Source organism: Gammaproteobacteria bacterium, assembly GCA_029880545.1.
Lineage (GTDB): Bacteria > Pseudomonadota > Gammaproteobacteria > Acidiferrobacterales > SZUA-150 > JAOUOD01.
The window spans coordinates 337,366-353,142 of the sequence record JAOUOD010000001.1; the positions used below are offsets into that span (position 1 = coordinate 337,366).

Consider the following 15,777-nt stretch of genomic DNA (forward strand, 5'->3'; position numbering starts at 1 on the left):
GACTTGGTGTGCGAACAGGAACAATGGAAGATTGACCGGGTTTGTCCCGGTGGTTCTGTTTGCAATGGCATCAGTCCTGTTTGCTGCAGGAGCGGCGCATGCTGCCCGCGACGTGGGTTCGCAACGGGAATGCGCCACCTGCCATGTCAGTTGGCTCAAGGTGTTCAAGCAGGAGTCCATGCCGACCCTTATTCCCTATGAGAAGAAAATAGTTACCTCGACAGGCAAACAGGATTCGTCCAGTACAAACAAGATGTGTTTTTCCTGTCATGACGGATTTGTCCTCGACTCCAGGCAGGTCTGGCAAGGAAAGGGACACAGTCATCCGGTTGGTGTAGCGCCGCCACCTGGGATGCGAATCCCGACCTCAAACGGAAAAGAGGTCTTCCCGATGAATGATGATGGCAAGATGTATTGTGGAACCTGTCATACTGCTCACGGCGTCAATTGGTCAGAGAAAGAGTCACCCTTATTCATGCGGGTCAAGAATGTAGAATCCAGTTTGTGCCTGGCATGTCACCTGGACAGGAGTACCGGGCCGGTTGAAGGCAATCACCCGATTTTCGAGTCATTGAAAGACGTGCCAGCCGACCTGGTCGCGGCCGGCGCCAAATTCGGACCCGGAAAAAGTGTGATCTGCGAGTCCTGCCACATTGCCCATGTCGCGGATAATCCGAAGATGCTGGCGATTACGGCAAACAAGGCAGAGCTGTGCGGCAACTGCCATGCCGACAAGAAGACTGTTGTCGGTACCAAGCATGACATGGAAATCATGTCACCAACCCTGGTTAACATAAAAGGCAACACAGTCAAGCAAAGTGGAACATGTGTCGCCTGCCATACACCTCATAATGCCAAGGGCCCGGCATTATGGGCGCGTGAGCGCGTTGTTGGCGTTGATCCAAGCGCTGCCAGTTGCCTCGGCTGTCATAATGACGAATCAGTCGCACACAAGAAATCCATAAAGGGTCATAGCCACCCCGTTGGCAAGGACGTTGAAAAACTTGGCATCAAGGTCACCAGGGATGGCTGGAGTCACAACGGCAAGATCATTGTCGAAGGCAAACAGCTGTACAACTTGCCATTGTATGACCGTCATGGACAACGTTCACCCGGTGGCGGCTCGGTTGGTTGTGGAAGCTGCCATGACCCGCATGTATGGTCGGCAGCTCCGGGGGCCGAGGCGTCGAAGAAAAAATCTGATCCGAAGCGGGTCGAAGGCGACCTGACGTCGAGCTTTCTGCGTATAGCCGATGTGACTGGCAGCGAATTATGCATGAATTGTCACGTGGACAAGCGCTCCATACGCGGTACACGTCATGATGTCCGGCATTTCAAGGCCGAGGCACTGAAGCTCCGGAAACCTAAGAATAAGGATGCCAGGCTGCTTGAGCCGGAGCGTGGCGGTATCTGTACCCAGTGTCACCAGCCGCATGACGCCAAGGCGTTGCGCATCTGGGCCCGCGACACCGGACCTGGAGAAATGCCGGTGGAACAGCTGTGCCGGAGTTGTCACCAGGAGCAGGGACTGGCGTCCGACAAGTTGACTGGAGAGCACAGCCATCCGCTAGGAAAGATACAGAAGTCAAAAACCTCATTTCCCCTGTTTCCGGGCATGAAAGATCATACCGAGGACAAGATCGATTGTGCCAGTTGCCATAACCTGCACCAGTGGTCAGCGGCTGACCCGGGAGACAAGGGTGGGGCTATCAGCAAGGAAGGTGATGCCACGAATAGCTTCCTGCGCAAGCGGGCCGACGATGCCGGCTTGTGCCTGGATTGCCACCAGGACAAGGCGTCGGTGAAATCAACCGAGCACGACATGAATGTCACCGCGACCAAGGCGGTCAACGCGAAAAACCAGACTGTCAACGAATCCGGCATTTGTGGCCAATGTCACAGTGTTCATCATGCCAGCAACCGGATGTATATCTGGGCTCGTGATGTAAATGAGGCTGACGGTGTTAACGGTCTGTGCCTCAGTTGCCACGCCGACGGGAAACTGGCCGCGGACAAGCAGCCAGTGTATGCCCAACACCCTGCTTCCACCATGATCTGGAGTCCGCAGTTGCGCGCCCACTTTGAAAAAAGCCCGAGTGAAGCGCTACCGGTATTCGGAGAGTTCGGCAAAACTGACGCTATGGGTGTCATGACCTGTGCCACCTGTCATGATGCCCATCAGTGGAGTCCGGATCATGGCAAGAAAGGCCCCGGGAAGAACCTGGAAGGCGATGTGCGTTCCAGTTTCCTGCGGGTAAAAGACAGCAAGAATATTGTCTGTGCCGAATGTCATGGCGAAGATGCCATCTACCGCTACAAGTATTTTCACAGCAAGGATCAGCAGCGTAAGTACCCATTATTCCACTGAGGCCGGTCTGGATAATTCACTTACAGAACGTCCGGTTTGCAGTCACCGGCTGGGTTTGTATAGTTAAGCGAATAATGACACGCCGAGTGTCCTCATCGAGCCCTAAATAAACAAGAATATTCATGAATTCAGATTCCCGTGACCCGGTATGGGCTATCAAGCATGCTGCGCAGGTTGATGACGCCCTGCAATCAGTCGTGATCCAGGGCCTGCAAAGCGGGGAAGAGCTCAAGCTGTCGTCGGCCGGAAATGATTTCCGCGGGCGATGTACCACGCGCCTGCTTCGCCACGGTGGCTACATCATCAAGCTTCGCCTGGACGAATCGGGTGCGACCATTGATCCTGAAGCGATAACAACCATTCGGGCGCGTGAGCAGGCGCTGGGCGTATTTCATCCGGACAAAGGCTGGTTTGTGGCCAACGATGGCGCTGTCGACTATCTCGGCAACATTTGCCCGGAGCTGCAACCGCTAAACCAGTTATTTGAGCCGGAAAAGCTGGGGGACTTCACGACATTCCAGGGTTACGTCGGTGAAATGCTCCTTCGCGGATTGCGTGTACTTGCTCGTCATGCCACCTATCTTGATATTTCCATGTCCAATTTTGGTCGAGATCCAGGTAGCGGCCAACTCTATTATCTGGACGACGATCTTTATCCCGCGGGCGAGCATGATTTTGGCGCGTTGTCAGAAAGTATCGCCATCCTGTTCCGGGCTTATACTGAGACGCCCGTGGCCATGTGGGATGAGATTGGCGGGCAATTGAGAGAGTGCCTGGATACTGAACTGGGCCCTGCGGTGGTCGGCAAACTGGCCAATGCTATAGGTGATCCACCCTTGATGCGCCCGGAAGCAATCGATCGGCGAAATGCCTTGCTCAAGGGGCTGATCAGAAAACCGGTACCGCGCGATGTTGTGGCCCGCCCCAGTTCGTCACCGGAGCCGTCAAACCGTCGTATTGGACCCAAGGCTGACGGCCCGCCGCTGGTCGCATTATTGTCCGATATTCATGCCAACGTCGCCGCGCTGGATGCCGTGTTGGCACAGCTGGAGACGCGCAATATCGTGCGTATTATCGTTACCGGTGATGTTGTCGGATACGGGCCGGATCCTGGCGCCTGCGTCGATCGATTGATGAGCCTGGATAATCCCGTGGTTGTTCAGGGGAATCATGACCATGGTGCGGCTGTCATGAAACCGGAAGAAGTGATTGATAACTTCAACGGTGTGCCGCGTGATGTATTGTTATGGACGCAAAACGTATTGTCAGATGAGCAGAAAGCCTGGTTGGCGGCCTTGCCCAGAGAAGTGAAGCTGGACGATTGCTGGGCCATGCATGGCAGCCCGAAAGATCCGAGAAAAATGTATGGCTACGTCTACGTTATGACCTACCAGGACAACCTTGATGTGATCGAGACAGCCAATATAAATCGCTGTTTTTACGGACATACACATGTACCAGGAGTGTACAGGCGCCGTGGCAAGCAGGATGAATTGATCAACCGGGACAAGATTGTTCTGAAACCTGAAGATTTCGCGTTGATCAATCCGGGTTCCGTAGGCCAGCCTCGAGGCGGAAGACCCGGCGCTGAGTTTGCGTTGTTGTCGGAAGATCTGAACACCCTGGAGTTTTTCCGGATTGATTATCCCAAAGAAGGCTTGTTCAAGCGTATGCGTGAATCCGGATTGCCCGCCGGACTTGAAGAACGTATTCTCACCGGAAGGTAGTGTGAAGCAAGAAACTGGATTACCCGAATACCGGACAGGACAATGAGCAGAAAGAACCGATCCTATATTGCTCTTAGCGCAAGCCTGGATGACGTATTCAATTATGTCATTTCGGTCGCCTATGACGGCTGCATATCCCTGATCAATCGTGATGGCGAGGAAGCATTGTTATGTTTTCGCGACAAGCAGCTTTATAGTGCCGCATATGTCGGTCATGTCGGCGAAACGGCAATCGCAGCCATGAAGGCGCAAGCCTGGCGTTTTTGTTTCAGCAGCGATATTCCTGATTCCGGTTCGGGCCTGTCACTGGATTACAAGAGTTTCTGTGCAATTGAAGTGGCCGGCGGCCCTGAGTCGCCTGTACCCGGAAACGCAGAACCCGCTGAAGCGGAGCTGGCAACGGAACAGGTCGACGAACCAGATAGCGAGCAGGTTGTTCCGGAATCGGCTGAAGTCGCTATTCCACAGGAATCCGGGCAACAAGTTGCCAGTGCGGCTGACGATACGGAAACCAGTGAGCAGCCTGGTGGAATTGCCCCGGGCTTTGACAGGGCATCTTCATCCGATATTACCGAGCAGCAGTTGCTGGAATTGCAGACACGGTTTACCGGACATTTTTCCAAGGATGATGATGTTATTTACGCCACCCTGATACTGGATGACATGCGTCTTGATACGCTCGGCGGCAATCACACCCGCTTGCCAGACGCTGACCTGATCGCAGCCTGGGGTGACTGGATAGAGGATTGCGTGGTGTTGATGGAGCGTGCGGCCAATGGGGCAGGAACGGAAGATTCACGAAACGCGGTCAAGCAAGCGATTATCACCGGCAACGATGAGAGAGTCATCGTCATGTATATCAGTGACCCGGGTTACCATGTCGGTGCAATCATGCCAGCTAACGTGAGCCCGGCATTCATGATTGCGGATATGGACGATTTTGTCGGCAAGACCCGAAACCTGTTCGGGTAAAAGAACTTGAGGCGGAAAATCATGCCCATGCCAGCGTATCGTAGCTGCCAAGGGGATGCGGTCCCGCCCGATACAGCAGCAGGACCGCGTTCCTGGTCAGGCGGAGGCAACGTCTTTCAATGCAGCGCGCAGCCCGGACCAACCCATGCCAAGGTTGGTGGATTTTTGGGTGATCAGCACCATAAGCGTGCTTTCCTTGCCCGGGACAATGGACATGAAATGAAAGGTGTTGTCCGTGGTCATCTGTACTTCCTTGACCAGGTGCTTGGTATCGTCACCACGCTGCTTGGACAGCAGGTCTTCAACACGGCTGACGGTTTTGCCCCGGAACATATCTACCGCAGCGGCAGCAACCGCGTCCAGGTAAGTCTGAGTAAAATAGGGAACAGTGTGATGTGACCCGGTCAGCATGCCGGTATCCAGGTCTACAAGCGCTGTAGCCAGCGCGCCATCCACATCCGAAACAACTCTTTGACAAATTTCATCCAGCTTGCTCATTCTAGGTATTCTCCATAGGTGGTTAGTGTTGAATAAAATATTCGTGCGCGAGGTGATTCACCAACTGGTTAAAGTCCGCACGAATAATTCGGTATCATCCTGCCTTCATCAGGTCCGGCTGGATCAAAAACATCAGACTTAAGACAATCTCCTTGACCTTGGCTTTGTCCCGGGTGTCGAGCTCAAACACGGGATATTCCAGTCCTTCGTCTTCAAGGTATTTGTAAATCTTGTCTAGATGGGTTTCTTTCGCGAGGTCCATCTTGGTAAGACCAATGACGATCGGAGCATCCTTGACAATTTTCCTGAACTCTCCAAGAAAGAATTTCAGTTCCGCCAACGGGCTGGGTCGTGACTGGTCAACCAGGAGAACGACACCGGCGCTGCCTTTACCCAGTATGTCCCACATGTAGGAAAATCGTTCCTGGCCAGGCGTGGCATAAAGATGAATCTTGACACCACTTTCCAGTTGCAGTGTGCCGTAATCCATCGCAACTGTTGTTGTCGATTTCCCAATATCCTCGTTGCTCTGGACTTCAGTGCCAACCGGTTTGTCATCACTGATGGTATAAAGAGACGTGGTTTTTCCTGAGCCAACAGGGCCGGAAAAAACAATTTTTACCTGCCGGGCATCGGTGATTGCGTTAGACATAGACTGTATCCTGGTTAAATGACAGCGGCATTTGGTGCCGCGGTGAGCAAAGAGATGATGTCCTGGGCGGTTCGTCTTGCTTCAATGAAAATCATGCCGAGGTTGACTGATTTTTCGGCGACGATCGAAAGCACTGCATTGTTTCCGGCTTCTACCGTCAGGATGTAGCCGTTCTCGCCTTCGATCAAGACCTGTTTCAGTTTTCCCTGGGATAATTCCGTCGAAGCGGTTTGTGACAGAGACAATAATGATGATGCAATGGCACCAAGCCGGTCAGCACTTATCTTGTCGTCCAGAACGAAACTGATCGGAATACCATCCCTGGTGATAGCGGCACAGGCATGAATATGCTGTGAAGAATTGTTCAGCTCGATCAGTACGGGACGCAACCTGGAATCCAGGATGGTTCTTGTCAGAGCTGGTGCAGCATTCATCATGCGTAATCTCCAATGGTGACGCAATCGCCGGGTTATCGTGGAGCGCTGTCCACTGCGAGTAATCCTATTTAGTCTCTTATAGTTTATTGATTCTCAATATTCAAAATGATTGCAGCCAAAGATCTGTGAAAAACAGGATTGATCAAGTAAGAATTAGGTTACCTATGTTGTCATTAGTCCATATAAAATATACTAGTACTCTAGGCATGGTTATATCGCATCTATGGCAAGTGTTTGATTTAAATACTCTATTTAAGGGTTTGTTTTTGGTGATAGTGACTGGTATTGAATTAGGCCGCCGAAAAAATACGTGTATAGGGCCATTTGACGAATATCAATATGATTAATGTGTTTTTAACGATTATCACCTGTTGAATGTGAATATTTGTAAACCGCAGGCGTTTGCCAAATGGCGCCATGCCGTGTCATCAGGGCCCCGTGCCCGCTTCTCCAGATGAATACCGGGGGCATGGGCGGACATGTTTTTGAATCGGGCGGTTAGTATCGAAATTTCAACTGAAACAATGGTGCTCAACGGGAGCGCCTTCGGATGTTAAGTAGAAATGCGACTGATCGTGAAATCGTGAATGTGAATATATAACCATGTTAGCTAAACATCGCCAGTATAAAATCAATGATGTGCTAACTGGCAAAGCGGAAAGTCATCATCTGCGCCGTCGTCGTTGGCCGGGCACACGTTGGCCACGCGTGCGTTGGGATGAATCCGGTATCGAGGCATGGAAGGCATCCAGACAACCCTGGGCTGAGTAAGTTCTCTTTCGGATATCAGGACGATGCGAAACCCGAGTGCGGGTCGGTCATCAGTAGTGTTAAGCCAGGGGCATTCGACAAGCAGTTGTTTCAGGTGGTGTTGATTGAGATAAACCAGTTGCGGTCGTTGACCGTGGCGCGCTTCAAAAGCGTTAATCAGGCCAAGAATATAGGACAGCATGAAACTTCTCCTTTCTGCCGGGGTGATCCGCCTGCTCAGGCAGGATTCCCGCCATAATCGTGCCAAAACCGCCGTAAAGCAGTCTTTGATATACCTCAAATTATAGGCCCCTCAGGGGTTGTTTCTAGGAAACAACAGCAAAATTTTGTAGACTGTAACCATTATTGACATCCGGGCGGGGCTACCCGGAAGGATGGATTGACCCCGGGGTCATGAAGACGGTCAAACAATAATCAGGTCGGTGGATGGAGAAGAATTATGCAGGTAGCAACTTTTGTGTTTGTTGGGTTTTTCGCAGGCTTGTTTCTGTACGCGGTCCTGATTTACAACAACCTGGTCAGGCTCAAGCATAATGTCGATATGGCTTGGTCAAATATCGACGTGCTGCTGAAACAACGCCATGATGAATTGCCCAAGCTGATTGAAACCTGCAAGCAATACATGAAACACGAACGCGAAGTGCTTGAGAACGTCGTCAAGGCCAGGGCTTCTGTTGCCAGCGCCCGGGAACAGGGCGATGTTGCCGCTTTGGGTGCCGCAGAAACCCAGATGCGACTCGGCCTGGGCAACCTGTTTGCAGTAGCGGAGAATTACCCGGAACTGCGCGCCAACGAGAATTTCCTGCATCTGCAAAACCGCATTTCCCAGCTTGAGGCGCAGATCGCGGATCGCCGTGAATTTTATAACGACAGCGTAAATGCCAATAATGTGCGAATTGACCAGTTCCCCGACCTGGTGGTGGCCAGGATTCTGCGCTTCGAAGCCAGGAAATTGCTAAAGTTCAGTAACTCTGAAATCCGGGACGTCGATGTCAAATCACTGTTTGGCAGTTAGCTTGCGCCGCCTATAGCAGAACAGCCGGATGCTTGAAGCGTTTATTCTGGCCCTTGAGCCTGGCGAGGCGGTAGCCGCGATGATCGTGGCAGCCGTTTTATCCGCAGTGACGGCGTACAGGAGCTACCGGAATATCCATAACGCTCGCCTGATTGAAGACCACCCTACCAGTACCGCCCGTTCGGCCCACCAGGGTTATGTAGAGCTTGAAGGAACCGGGCACTTTATTGACGATACAAGATTGCGCGCGCCGTATTCGGGCAAGGAATGTCTGTGGTATCGATATGTTGTCGAGGAGGCCGTACAAACCAGGAATGGACGGCGCTGGAAGGCGGTTGAGCGCGGCGAAAGTTCCGACACGTTTCTCTTGGTGGACTCAACAGGCCAGGTGGTTATTGATCCCGATGGCGCAGAGGTGGTGCCGGTTCAGCATCATCGATGGACTTCATCGCTGGGAATGAAATATGCGGTCGGGCATCAAAAGACACTGGCAGCTGTAGCGGGACTGCTGAGCCTGTCATCCGGCAGGTTTCGTTATACCGAGGAATACCTGTTTCCGGGAATGGCCGTCTATGCAATTGGCCTGCTGAAGAATTTGCAGTCCCATGTGGGCTCGATCTCGCTGCGTGACCGAGTTGCCGAGGTCCTGCGTCAATGGAAGCTCGATCAGCAACAGCTTGTCAATCGCTTCGATCTTGACGGAGACGGCAAAATAGATGACAAGGAATGGATGCTGGCCAGGCAGGAAGCACGACGGGAAGCGGCAAGAATTCAGCAGGAGGAGTTCAAGCAATACAATGACGGACTGAACATTATGATAAAGCCTGCGGAGACCAGGAGACCGTATATCATATCCGGCATACCGCCGCGCAAACTGGTATCCCGTTATCGCTGGCGTGGCGCATTTGCCCTGGCGGCATTTTTTGCATGCGGCGCGCTGGCAGTATACATTTTCAATTTGCGTGTAGCAGTGATGATCCAATAACCGGGCTCGCCCCGATCGGAGCAAGTTGCAGTGATGAAGTACAAGTGTAGTAGCGGGCTGGCCATATCGATAATTGTACTGTTGCCTGCCTGTTCTTCCATGTTACCCATGTCGGACCAGCAGCGTTGTGACAGCCTCATTGAAACAGCCTGGAATGAGCTGACTGAGGCCAGGTTGTCCAGCCTGAGTGAGGGCTGGCGCCTGACAAAAGCGTCAAAGTTTCTGGCGCAGGCCAAGGTCAGGCAGGAAACCGAGCGCTTTGAGTCCTGCGTGGAAAAGGCAAACATTGCGCGCGACCTGATTGCCGGCAAATCTGACTAGCTGGCTGCGGGCATGACCGACGATGCACCGTGGCCCGCCCGTGATGTAGTCGGGGCTAGAGTGTGACCAGGTGATCCATCGGGTTGATACTGTGCGTACCAACAGGCAGTACGCGATTGATCTTGATATCGTCTTCACCCAGTACTCGTGCCGACAGGTCGATAATGGATCGATGGGTTAATGGTGTCTTGTTGGCCGTCAGCACCAGGGCCACTTTGGGTTTGAGGCGACGTGACCGGTTGATAGTGACGACGACGCCAATGGCGCCGGTGCTGAGTTCGACCAGGCTGCCGATAGGGAATATGCCCATGCAGCGAATAAACTCTTCAATCAGTTCACCGTTAAAATCCTTGTCACGCCACTCGTACATTTTTTTCAATGCTTCCTCGGCAGACATGGGATCACCATAGGTTCGCTCACTGGTAACGGCATCGTATACATCCACGATTGCGCCAATCGAACCGAACAATGTAATGCGGTCTTCTATCAGCCTGTTGGGATAACCTGTGCCGTCCCAGCGTTCATGATGTTGCGTGGTAATTTCCTGGACTATTCCTGAAACACCGCCGGACTGCTCCAGAATGCGCAGGCTCCAGGCAATGTGGCTCTCCATGATCTTGAATTCCTTTTCGTCCAGCGGGCCGTTCTTGTCCAGGATCCTTGGGGGCAGCATCGCCATCCCAACGTCATGCAGCAAAAGGCCCATGCCCAGTTCAATCAGTTCGTCTCGTGGCAGCACCAGGTGCCGGCCAAAGGCCAGCCCGATAATTGCGCAACGTATGGAATGCAGCGCGGTGTATTCGCTCAGTTCCTTGAGCTGACTGAGACACATGAGCGCATCCGGGTTGCGCAGCACGCTGTCGGCCATGTTGGTAATGACTTTTCGCGCAGCTTCCAGGTTGATGGTTTTTCTGTTGCGTATGCTTTCAAGCGCAGCGCGAATGGCGACACGGGCATCGGACTCGATTTTTTTTGCCGTTGCCAGCTCTTCTTCAAAGCTTTTCTTGTCTACATATGGCTCGGTTTTTGGCAGGTTATACCGTTTTGGTTTGACCTTGGTCTCCGAGATCAGTTGATCAAACTTTTTGTTTAAGGTCTTTTCCTTTTCCTTGAGTACCTGCATCCGTTGCTGGAAACCGGAATTGGCTTGTGTTGGCGAGACATCTTCACCGAGTTCTATGTCAATATAAACATAGGTGCAACGTTTGCGAAGTTCGTTGATCTGGTTGTCGTTGGTGATCTTGAAGCCCTGGAACAGAAATGGAGTTTCAGTCCACGGGCGATCAAGCTCCGATATATACATGCCCGTGGTGACATCTTCGACCGGAATTTGTTTTTTCATTGTACTTGTTAGACCCCCAGTTACTGATTATTCCGTGCGCGCACCCGGCATTCCTGGCGTGGGCAGCATGACTTATCTTAGCCGAAATTCCGTCTCAAACCATCTATTGAGACAATATTTTAACAAAAATTTTACTGTTATCCGTGGCGCCCGTCTACGCGTGGCTTGATCAGGATGGGCATGTACATAGCACTAAAAATAGCAAAGGCCGTGATCCATAGAGCCTGGGAAATACCGATAAGCAGCAGGTACTGGCCGCTGAGGATTGCGGGCAATAGTGAGCGAGTAATTGCGCCGATCAGCAGCAGCGAAAATGCCAACGTCAGCAGGGGCCTGGACTCATAGATATCCCGACCGGTGTGACCAAGAGCGACGCGTGCCATCATGCCCAATGTAATCATGCCAATAGCGCCGTAGCTGAGCGCATGCAAGCCCAGATTGGGGTCCAGCCACACGGAAAGTGCGTGCAAGCTGAATCCGGCCGGAATCCAGCTGTAACCGACATATAACACCCATAGCATTGGTGTTTTGTGGATGCCGTGGGCATACCAGCCAAAAAGCCTGGTTCCGTGGGTGACTGCCAGCAGGCCGGCTGTTGTCATGGAGATTTCAACGTAATCACCCATTACCATCAAAATCCCGTGTAGCGGCATGAGGATCAGGTTGGTTATGTCCACCCAGCGCCAGTTTTTGACCAAAACCGGCGCTGGTGAGGCCGGGTTATAGAGACCTTTTTCGATAAAAAACGGGATAACCCGGCGACCCATCAAGGTGATTAACAATATTATAGTGTAGAGGCCTAAAGTGACGGCATCGCGACTGGTGCCATGGTTGGTGATCGTTGCCAGGTAAAACCAAAAATTGGCGCCGGTTAGTACGATCAGGCAAGCCCAGATGCCCAGTTGTTTCCATTGCCTGACGCGCGCGATCGGCCGAAAAACAGCCGCTACCAGAAGCAGGTCGAAACCGATATCCAAAAATGCCATAAGAATCAGCGCGTTTGAAACTGGCAATGCCGGCATTATCCGGGCCGCAGCCCAGGCAGCCGCCAAAATGAGCAGCCTCCAGCCATTCGTGGTCTGGACGCCGGTCCAGTTTTTTACCGCTGTCAGCAAAAAGCCGGCTATCACCGCGAAGCCGAAGCCGAAAACCATTTCATGACTATGCCATTGCGCGGGCGATAGCTTGATTGCCGGAAGATCGGTGCCCTGGTGATACAGCCATGCCCAGAAAATGACCGAAATGCAGGAGAATAATCCCGCCATCATAAAAAAAGGGCGAAATCCCAGGTGCAAAAAGGAGATTCGATACGGCTTTTGTTCGTCTATATTAAGCATAGTTCTCTGGTTCCCGGGAGCGGTGCTGATATTTTAGTCGTCTGCGCAATGGTTGGCGATGAGGAGCCGATCCGATCCGGGACACCGGTGCAAACGATTTTCATCGGCATCGGTTTAGTGGACTGAGCTCCGGTACAGCCAAAATCTTTAGTTATTATAAGGTAAAAACCGAAATATTTGGCGAGCACTTTGTGATGTTTGTTGACATTTGTTCACCGCATACCGTGTCGCAATCTTCGATCTCTTGCTAAAGTTGATGAAATCGGGGCCCGCGAGGTACCCAAAAAACATAATACAATTAAAATCCATCAAGGAACGGTTGAAGTGCGAGGTCGCGAACATTATTGCCTGAGCAGAGCCCGAAGGTCCTGGACTCTACGGGTAATCCGTAGCCTGCTGGTATTCGGGTTGCTGGTGTTTGGTTTGACGGAATCTGACCTGCTCAGGGCAGATCTTCAAATGGCGCGCGTCGCCTCATCCAATAACTTCCCCCCGGTAAACGTACTCGATAACAATAATAATCTGACCGGGTTTGGCGTCGAGCTTTCAGATGCTGTATTTGCGGAAATCGGGCTGCGTGTCAGTCGTCGTCATTCATCATCCTGGGTTCAGGTGCAGGACTGGCTGCAGAGCAACAGCGTTGATGTCATTCATGATGTAGGCTATTTGCGGGAGCGGGACGAGACGATGGATTTTTCGTCACCGATTCTGGAAATGCGTGAAACCATTTTTGTCCGGAACCGGCAACAAGGCATCGATAGCCTGAAGGATCTTGATGGCAAAACCGTAGCGTGCGTCAAGAATCATATCAGCCACTTGTACCTCAAGAACTATCCCGGCATAAAATGCAAAATCGTTGATACGCCACTGGCAGGTCTTTACGAGTTGATTCGTGGAGAAGTGGACGCGTACATCTACCCCGACGCCATTGTCTATTATTATCTTCAGGAGCTCGGGCTTGAGCGAAAAGTAAAGGTCGCCGGTAAAAGCTTGCGCACGCTTTGGTGGGGTATGGCGGTCAGGAGTGGAAACCGCGAGTTGCTGGAACGCATCAACCAGGGAATTGCCAGGACAAAGGATAGCGGTCGCTACCAGGAAATCTACCAGAAGTGGTTTGGCCGGGCGCCGTTTTCAGGTTATTCGAGAGAGCAGTATTTCAGCGCCCTGGGTATTGCTGTGGCTGTCACCCTGCCACTCGGCATTATCATGGCATTGCTGTTTTACAACCGACGATTGCGCCGGGCCAGGGACGAGCTTACCGAGGCAATCATGGAGCTGCGCAGGACACGGGTGGACCTGAACGAAGCATCCGGTCAGTTACAGGAACTTGCCGCAATGATTCCCGGTGCCTTGTACCAGGTAGTTGTGAAGTCGGATGGATCAAGCCAGTTGACCTTTATTACCGATGGCGTAACCCGGTTGACCGGGCTGCCACCGGCAACAATGATTGAGCAAAGCGAACTGGGGCGTTCGGCGATATATATTGATGATCAAATGCTGGTTGAGCAAACACTGCTGGAACATACAAGGACCGGGGAAGACTGGTCATTCGATTTTCGTTATACCAATGTTTTGACCGGAAAGGTTTCCTGGGCACGCACCACCGCTACCGCCCACACGAACGAACACGGGGAAACGGTCTGGAACGGAATTCTTCTGGATATTTCGGAACTCAAGTCTGCGCAAATCAAGCTGAAGTCAGCTTATGATGAAATGGAGCGCATAGTCGAAAGACGTACACAGCAGCTGTACGAAGCGAACGAACGGTTGCGCGAAGAGGTGCGCATCAGAAAGCAGGCGGAGCGCGAAGCAACTGACAATGCACAGCGAACCCGTGCCATCGTTGACAGCACCCTGGACGCCATTATCACTATCGACAGTCAAGGAATCATTCAGTCAGCCAACCAGACCACTGTTACAATGTTCGGGTACGAAATGAACGAATTGCTCGGTAGCAGTATCCATATCTTTATGGAAAGTGACTTTGCCGGGCATCATGACAGGTTTATCAAGGACTATCACGACTCCGGTGTATCCGAGATCATGCGCAATTCGCTGGAGATAAAGATGGTAACCAAGTCCGGAAACAAAATCCCGGTCGAAATCACGGTAACCGAAATGAGTCTTGATGACGGCGTCAATTTTGTCGGCGTGATAAAGGATATTCGTGAGCGCAAGCGCATTGAGAAGATGAAGGATGAATTCATCTCATCAGTCAGTCATGAGCTGCGGACGCCATTGACTTCCATCCAGGGTGCGCTGGGTATTATCAAGGGCGGGCTTGTGGGCGAGGTGCCCGAGGAATGGTCCGAGCTTCTGCGCATCGCTGATAACAACAGCGTCCGCCTCGGCAAGCTGGTGAATGATATTCTGGATATCGAGAAGCTGGAGCTTGGCAAGATCCGGTTTACATTCAACAAGGAAGATATTGTCGAGGTGGTCGGCCGGGCTATTGCTGACAATGCCATGTATGCCGATGTTCACGGGGTCGGCGTTTCATTTGAGCCGGCAGTGGAGCACGCCATGGTCAACCTGGATGCCGAGCGTTTTGGCCAGGCGCTGGCCAACCTGCTGAGCAATGCCGTCAAGTTCTCGAAAACAGGTACAATGGTCAGGGTGAGTGTTGCCTGTATTGATGAAAAGGTGAGAATTTCGGTCAGCGACAAGGGCCCTGGTATTTCGGAAGCCTTCAGATCGCGTGTGTTCCAGAAGTTTGCCCAGGCTGACGAAGTTTCTGCTTCGGGAATCGGTGGTACCGGTCTCGGGCTTAGCATCGTGAAGGCTATCGTCGAGAAGCACGGTGGCCAGGTAGGCTTTGACAGTGAAGTCGGCAAGGGCGCAACTTTCTACATCGAACTGAAACAGGTTGATTAGGGCCGACCCCCGGCGCATCGAATAATGAGCCACACACTGTATTCCATTGTCGAATCACCCGTTCACCCGAATTTCTCCATGCTGTATCGCAACCTGGGGCTGTCCGAGCGCCGTTTCAACTCCATGCGCAAGGCAATCAGTGGTCTTCGGCAGGCTGTGCCTGATTGGGTTGTGGCGGAGTTCTTTTACGGGTATGGCAATAATTATGCCGGCATCAACCTCAGTAACCTGGATGTGTTTCTGCGCAGCCTGCAAAAATACGCCCCGGCCGCAAAGGTTGTAGTGCTTGTGGACAAGGCGGAGCGTGTGTACGTGGACCGTCTTGCCGAACTGTTCCCATTGCACGCGGTGTTGATTCACCCGGTCCTCGAGCAGGACCTGGCGGCAATTCTGGTTTCCGCCTGATCGCGCAAGGATACGCATCGCCGGAACTCTGGGGTAGAATCCGTCTGCTAATGAATCAACCCGGCCCTGCAGC

Annotated in this window: 14 protein-coding genes; 8 read left to right on the top strand and 6 right to left on the bottom strand. The window is 52.3% G+C overall.

Features of this window, described 5'->3' with window-relative positions:
* Positions 1-64: 64 nt before the first annotated feature.
* The 3 genes from OEZ10_01475 (at position 65) to OEZ10_01485 (ending at position 5,067) form a co-directional block, all read left to right on the top strand.
* Positions 65-2,368 carry a hypothetical protein gene (locus OEZ10_01475; GenBank protein ID MDH5631645.1) on the top strand — a complete coding sequence of 768 codons (2,304 nt, stop codon included), beginning with the start codon at positions 65-67 and terminating at the stop codon, positions 2,366-2,368.
* 122 nt (positions 2,369-2,490) lie between these two features.
* Positions 2,491-4,095, top strand: coding sequence for a metallophosphatase family protein (locus OEZ10_01480; protein MDH5631646.1), 1,605 nt, complete (start codon positions 2,491-2,493; stop codon positions 4,093-4,095).
* A 42-nt stretch (positions 4,096-4,137) separates the two neighbouring features.
* On the top strand, positions 4,138-5,067 hold the full coding sequence (locus OEZ10_01485; GenBank protein ID MDH5631647.1) for a hypothetical protein: 930 nt from the start codon (positions 4,138-4,140) through the stop codon (positions 5,065-5,067).
* Between the two features lie 96 nt (positions 5,068-5,163).
* On the opposite strand, the gene OEZ10_01490 is transcribed toward OEZ10_01485, so the two are convergent.
* From OEZ10_01490 to OEZ10_01505, 4 genes are all read right to left on the bottom strand, one after another.
* Positions 5,164-5,565: a hypothetical protein gene (locus tag OEZ10_01490; protein MDH5631648.1), complete on the bottom strand. Its 402-nt coding sequence runs from the start codon at positions 5,563-5,565 to the stop codon at positions 5,164-5,166.
* A 94-nt stretch (positions 5,566-5,659) separates the two neighbouring features.
* On the bottom strand, positions 5,660-6,217 hold the full coding sequence (locus tag OEZ10_01495) for an ATP/GTP-binding protein (protein MDH5631649.1): 558 nt from the start codon (positions 6,215-6,217) through the stop codon (positions 5,660-5,662).
* Between the two features lie 14 nt (positions 6,218-6,231).
* Positions 6,232-6,654 carry a roadblock/LC7 domain-containing protein gene (locus OEZ10_01500; GenBank protein ID MDH5631650.1) on the bottom strand — a complete coding sequence of 141 codons (423 nt, stop codon included), beginning with the start codon at positions 6,652-6,654 and terminating at the stop codon, positions 6,232-6,234.
* Positions 6,655-7,285: 631 nt separating this feature from the next.
* Positions 7,286-7,606, bottom strand: coding sequence for a hypothetical protein (locus tag OEZ10_01505; protein ID MDH5631651.1), 321 nt, complete (start codon positions 7,604-7,606; stop codon positions 7,286-7,288).
* A 258-nt stretch (positions 7,607-7,864) separates the two neighbouring features.
* Here OEZ10_01505 and OEZ10_01510 point away from each other — a divergent pair, with 258 nt between their 5' ends.
* From OEZ10_01510 to OEZ10_01520, 3 genes are read left to right on the top strand one after another with little or no spacing between them, the layout of a single operon-like run.
* Positions 7,865-8,440: a LemA family protein gene (locus OEZ10_01510; GenBank protein ID MDH5631652.1), complete on the top strand. Its 576-nt coding sequence runs from the start codon at positions 7,865-7,867 to the stop codon at positions 8,438-8,440.
* A gap of 28 nt (positions 8,441-8,468) precedes the next feature.
* Positions 8,469-9,425: an E3 ubiquitin ligase family protein gene (locus OEZ10_01515; protein MDH5631653.1), complete on the top strand. Its 957-nt coding sequence runs from the start codon at positions 8,469-8,471 to the stop codon at positions 9,423-9,425.
* A gap of 33 nt (positions 9,426-9,458) precedes the next feature.
* Entirely contained in the window at positions 9,459-9,746 is a 288-nt protein-coding gene (locus tag OEZ10_01520) for a hypothetical protein (GenBank protein MDH5631654.1), read from the top strand.
* Positions 9,747-9,801: 55 nt separating this feature from the next.
* Here OEZ10_01520 and OEZ10_01525 read toward each other — a convergent pair whose 3' ends face one another.
* Both OEZ10_01525 and OEZ10_01530 read right to left on the bottom strand, forming a co-directional pair.
* On the bottom strand, positions 9,802-11,088 hold the full coding sequence (locus OEZ10_01525; protein ID MDH5631655.1) for an HD-GYP domain-containing protein: 1,287 nt from the start codon (positions 11,086-11,088) through the stop codon (positions 9,802-9,804).
* Positions 11,089-11,225: 137 nt separating this feature from the next.
* Positions 11,226-12,425, bottom strand: a complete 1,200-nt coding sequence (locus OEZ10_01530) for an NnrS family protein (GenBank protein MDH5631656.1) — start codon at positions 12,423-12,425, stop codon at positions 11,226-11,228.
* A gap of 423 nt (positions 12,426-12,848) precedes the next feature.
* Between OEZ10_01530 and OEZ10_01535 the strand changes: the two genes are divergently transcribed.
* Positions 12,849-15,299 (top strand): transporter substrate-binding domain-containing protein, encoded by a 2,451-nt coding sequence (locus OEZ10_01535; protein MDH5631657.1) that lies wholly within the window; start codon positions 12,849-12,851, stop codon positions 15,297-15,299.
* Between the two features lie 24 nt (positions 15,300-15,323).
* On the top strand, positions 15,324-15,704 hold the full coding sequence (locus OEZ10_01540) for a hypothetical protein (protein MDH5631658.1): 381 nt from the start codon (positions 15,324-15,326) through the stop codon (positions 15,702-15,704).
* The last annotated feature ends 73 nt before the right edge of the window (positions 15,705-15,777 follow it).

Excerpts from the sequence above, each read along its gene's own strand:
- OEZ10_01480 (MDH5631646.1), top strand. The coding sequence starts at position 2,491 with ATGAATTCAGATTCCCGTGACCCGGTATGGGCTATCAAGCATGCTGCG.
- OEZ10_01515 (MDH5631653.1), top strand. The coding sequence starts at position 8,469 with ATGCTTGAAGCGTTTATTCTGGCCCTTGAGCCTGGCGAGGCGGTAGCC.
- OEZ10_01505 (MDH5631651.1), bottom strand. The coding sequence starts at position 7,606 with ATGCTGTCCTATATTCTTGGCCTGATTAACGCTTTTGAAGCGCGCCAC.
- OEZ10_01540 (MDH5631658.1), top strand. The coding sequence starts at position 15,324 with ATGAGCCACACACTGTATTCCATTGTCGAATCACCCGTTCACCCGAAT.
- OEZ10_01530 (MDH5631656.1), bottom strand. The coding sequence starts at position 12,425 with ATGCTTAATATAGACGAACAAAAGCCGTATCGAATCTCCTTTTTGCAC.
- OEZ10_01490 (MDH5631648.1), bottom strand. The coding sequence starts at position 5,565 with ATGAGCAAGCTGGATGAAATTTGTCAAAGAGTTGTTTCGGATGTGGAT.
- OEZ10_01485 (MDH5631647.1), top strand. The coding sequence starts at position 4,138 with ATGAGCAGAAAGAACCGATCCTATATTGCTCTTAGCGCAAGCCTGGAT.
- OEZ10_01475 (MDH5631645.1), top strand. The coding sequence starts at position 65 with ATGGCATCAGTCCTGTTTGCTGCAGGAGCGGCGCATGCTGCCCGCGAC.
- OEZ10_01500 (MDH5631650.1), bottom strand. The coding sequence starts at position 6,654 with ATGATGAATGCTGCACCAGCTCTGACAAGAACCATCCTGGATTCCAGG.
- OEZ10_01520 (MDH5631654.1), top strand. The coding sequence starts at position 9,459 with ATGAAGTACAAGTGTAGTAGCGGGCTGGCCATATCGATAATTGTACTG.
- OEZ10_01510 (MDH5631652.1), top strand. The coding sequence starts at position 7,865 with ATGCAGGTAGCAACTTTTGTGTTTGTTGGGTTTTTCGCAGGCTTGTTT.
- OEZ10_01495 (MDH5631649.1), bottom strand. The coding sequence starts at position 6,217 with ATGTCTAACGCAATCACCGATGCCCGGCAGGTAAAAATTGTTTTTTCC.
- OEZ10_01525 (MDH5631655.1), bottom strand. The coding sequence starts at position 11,088 with ATGAAAAAACAAATTCCGGTCGAAGATGTCACCACGGGCATGTATATA.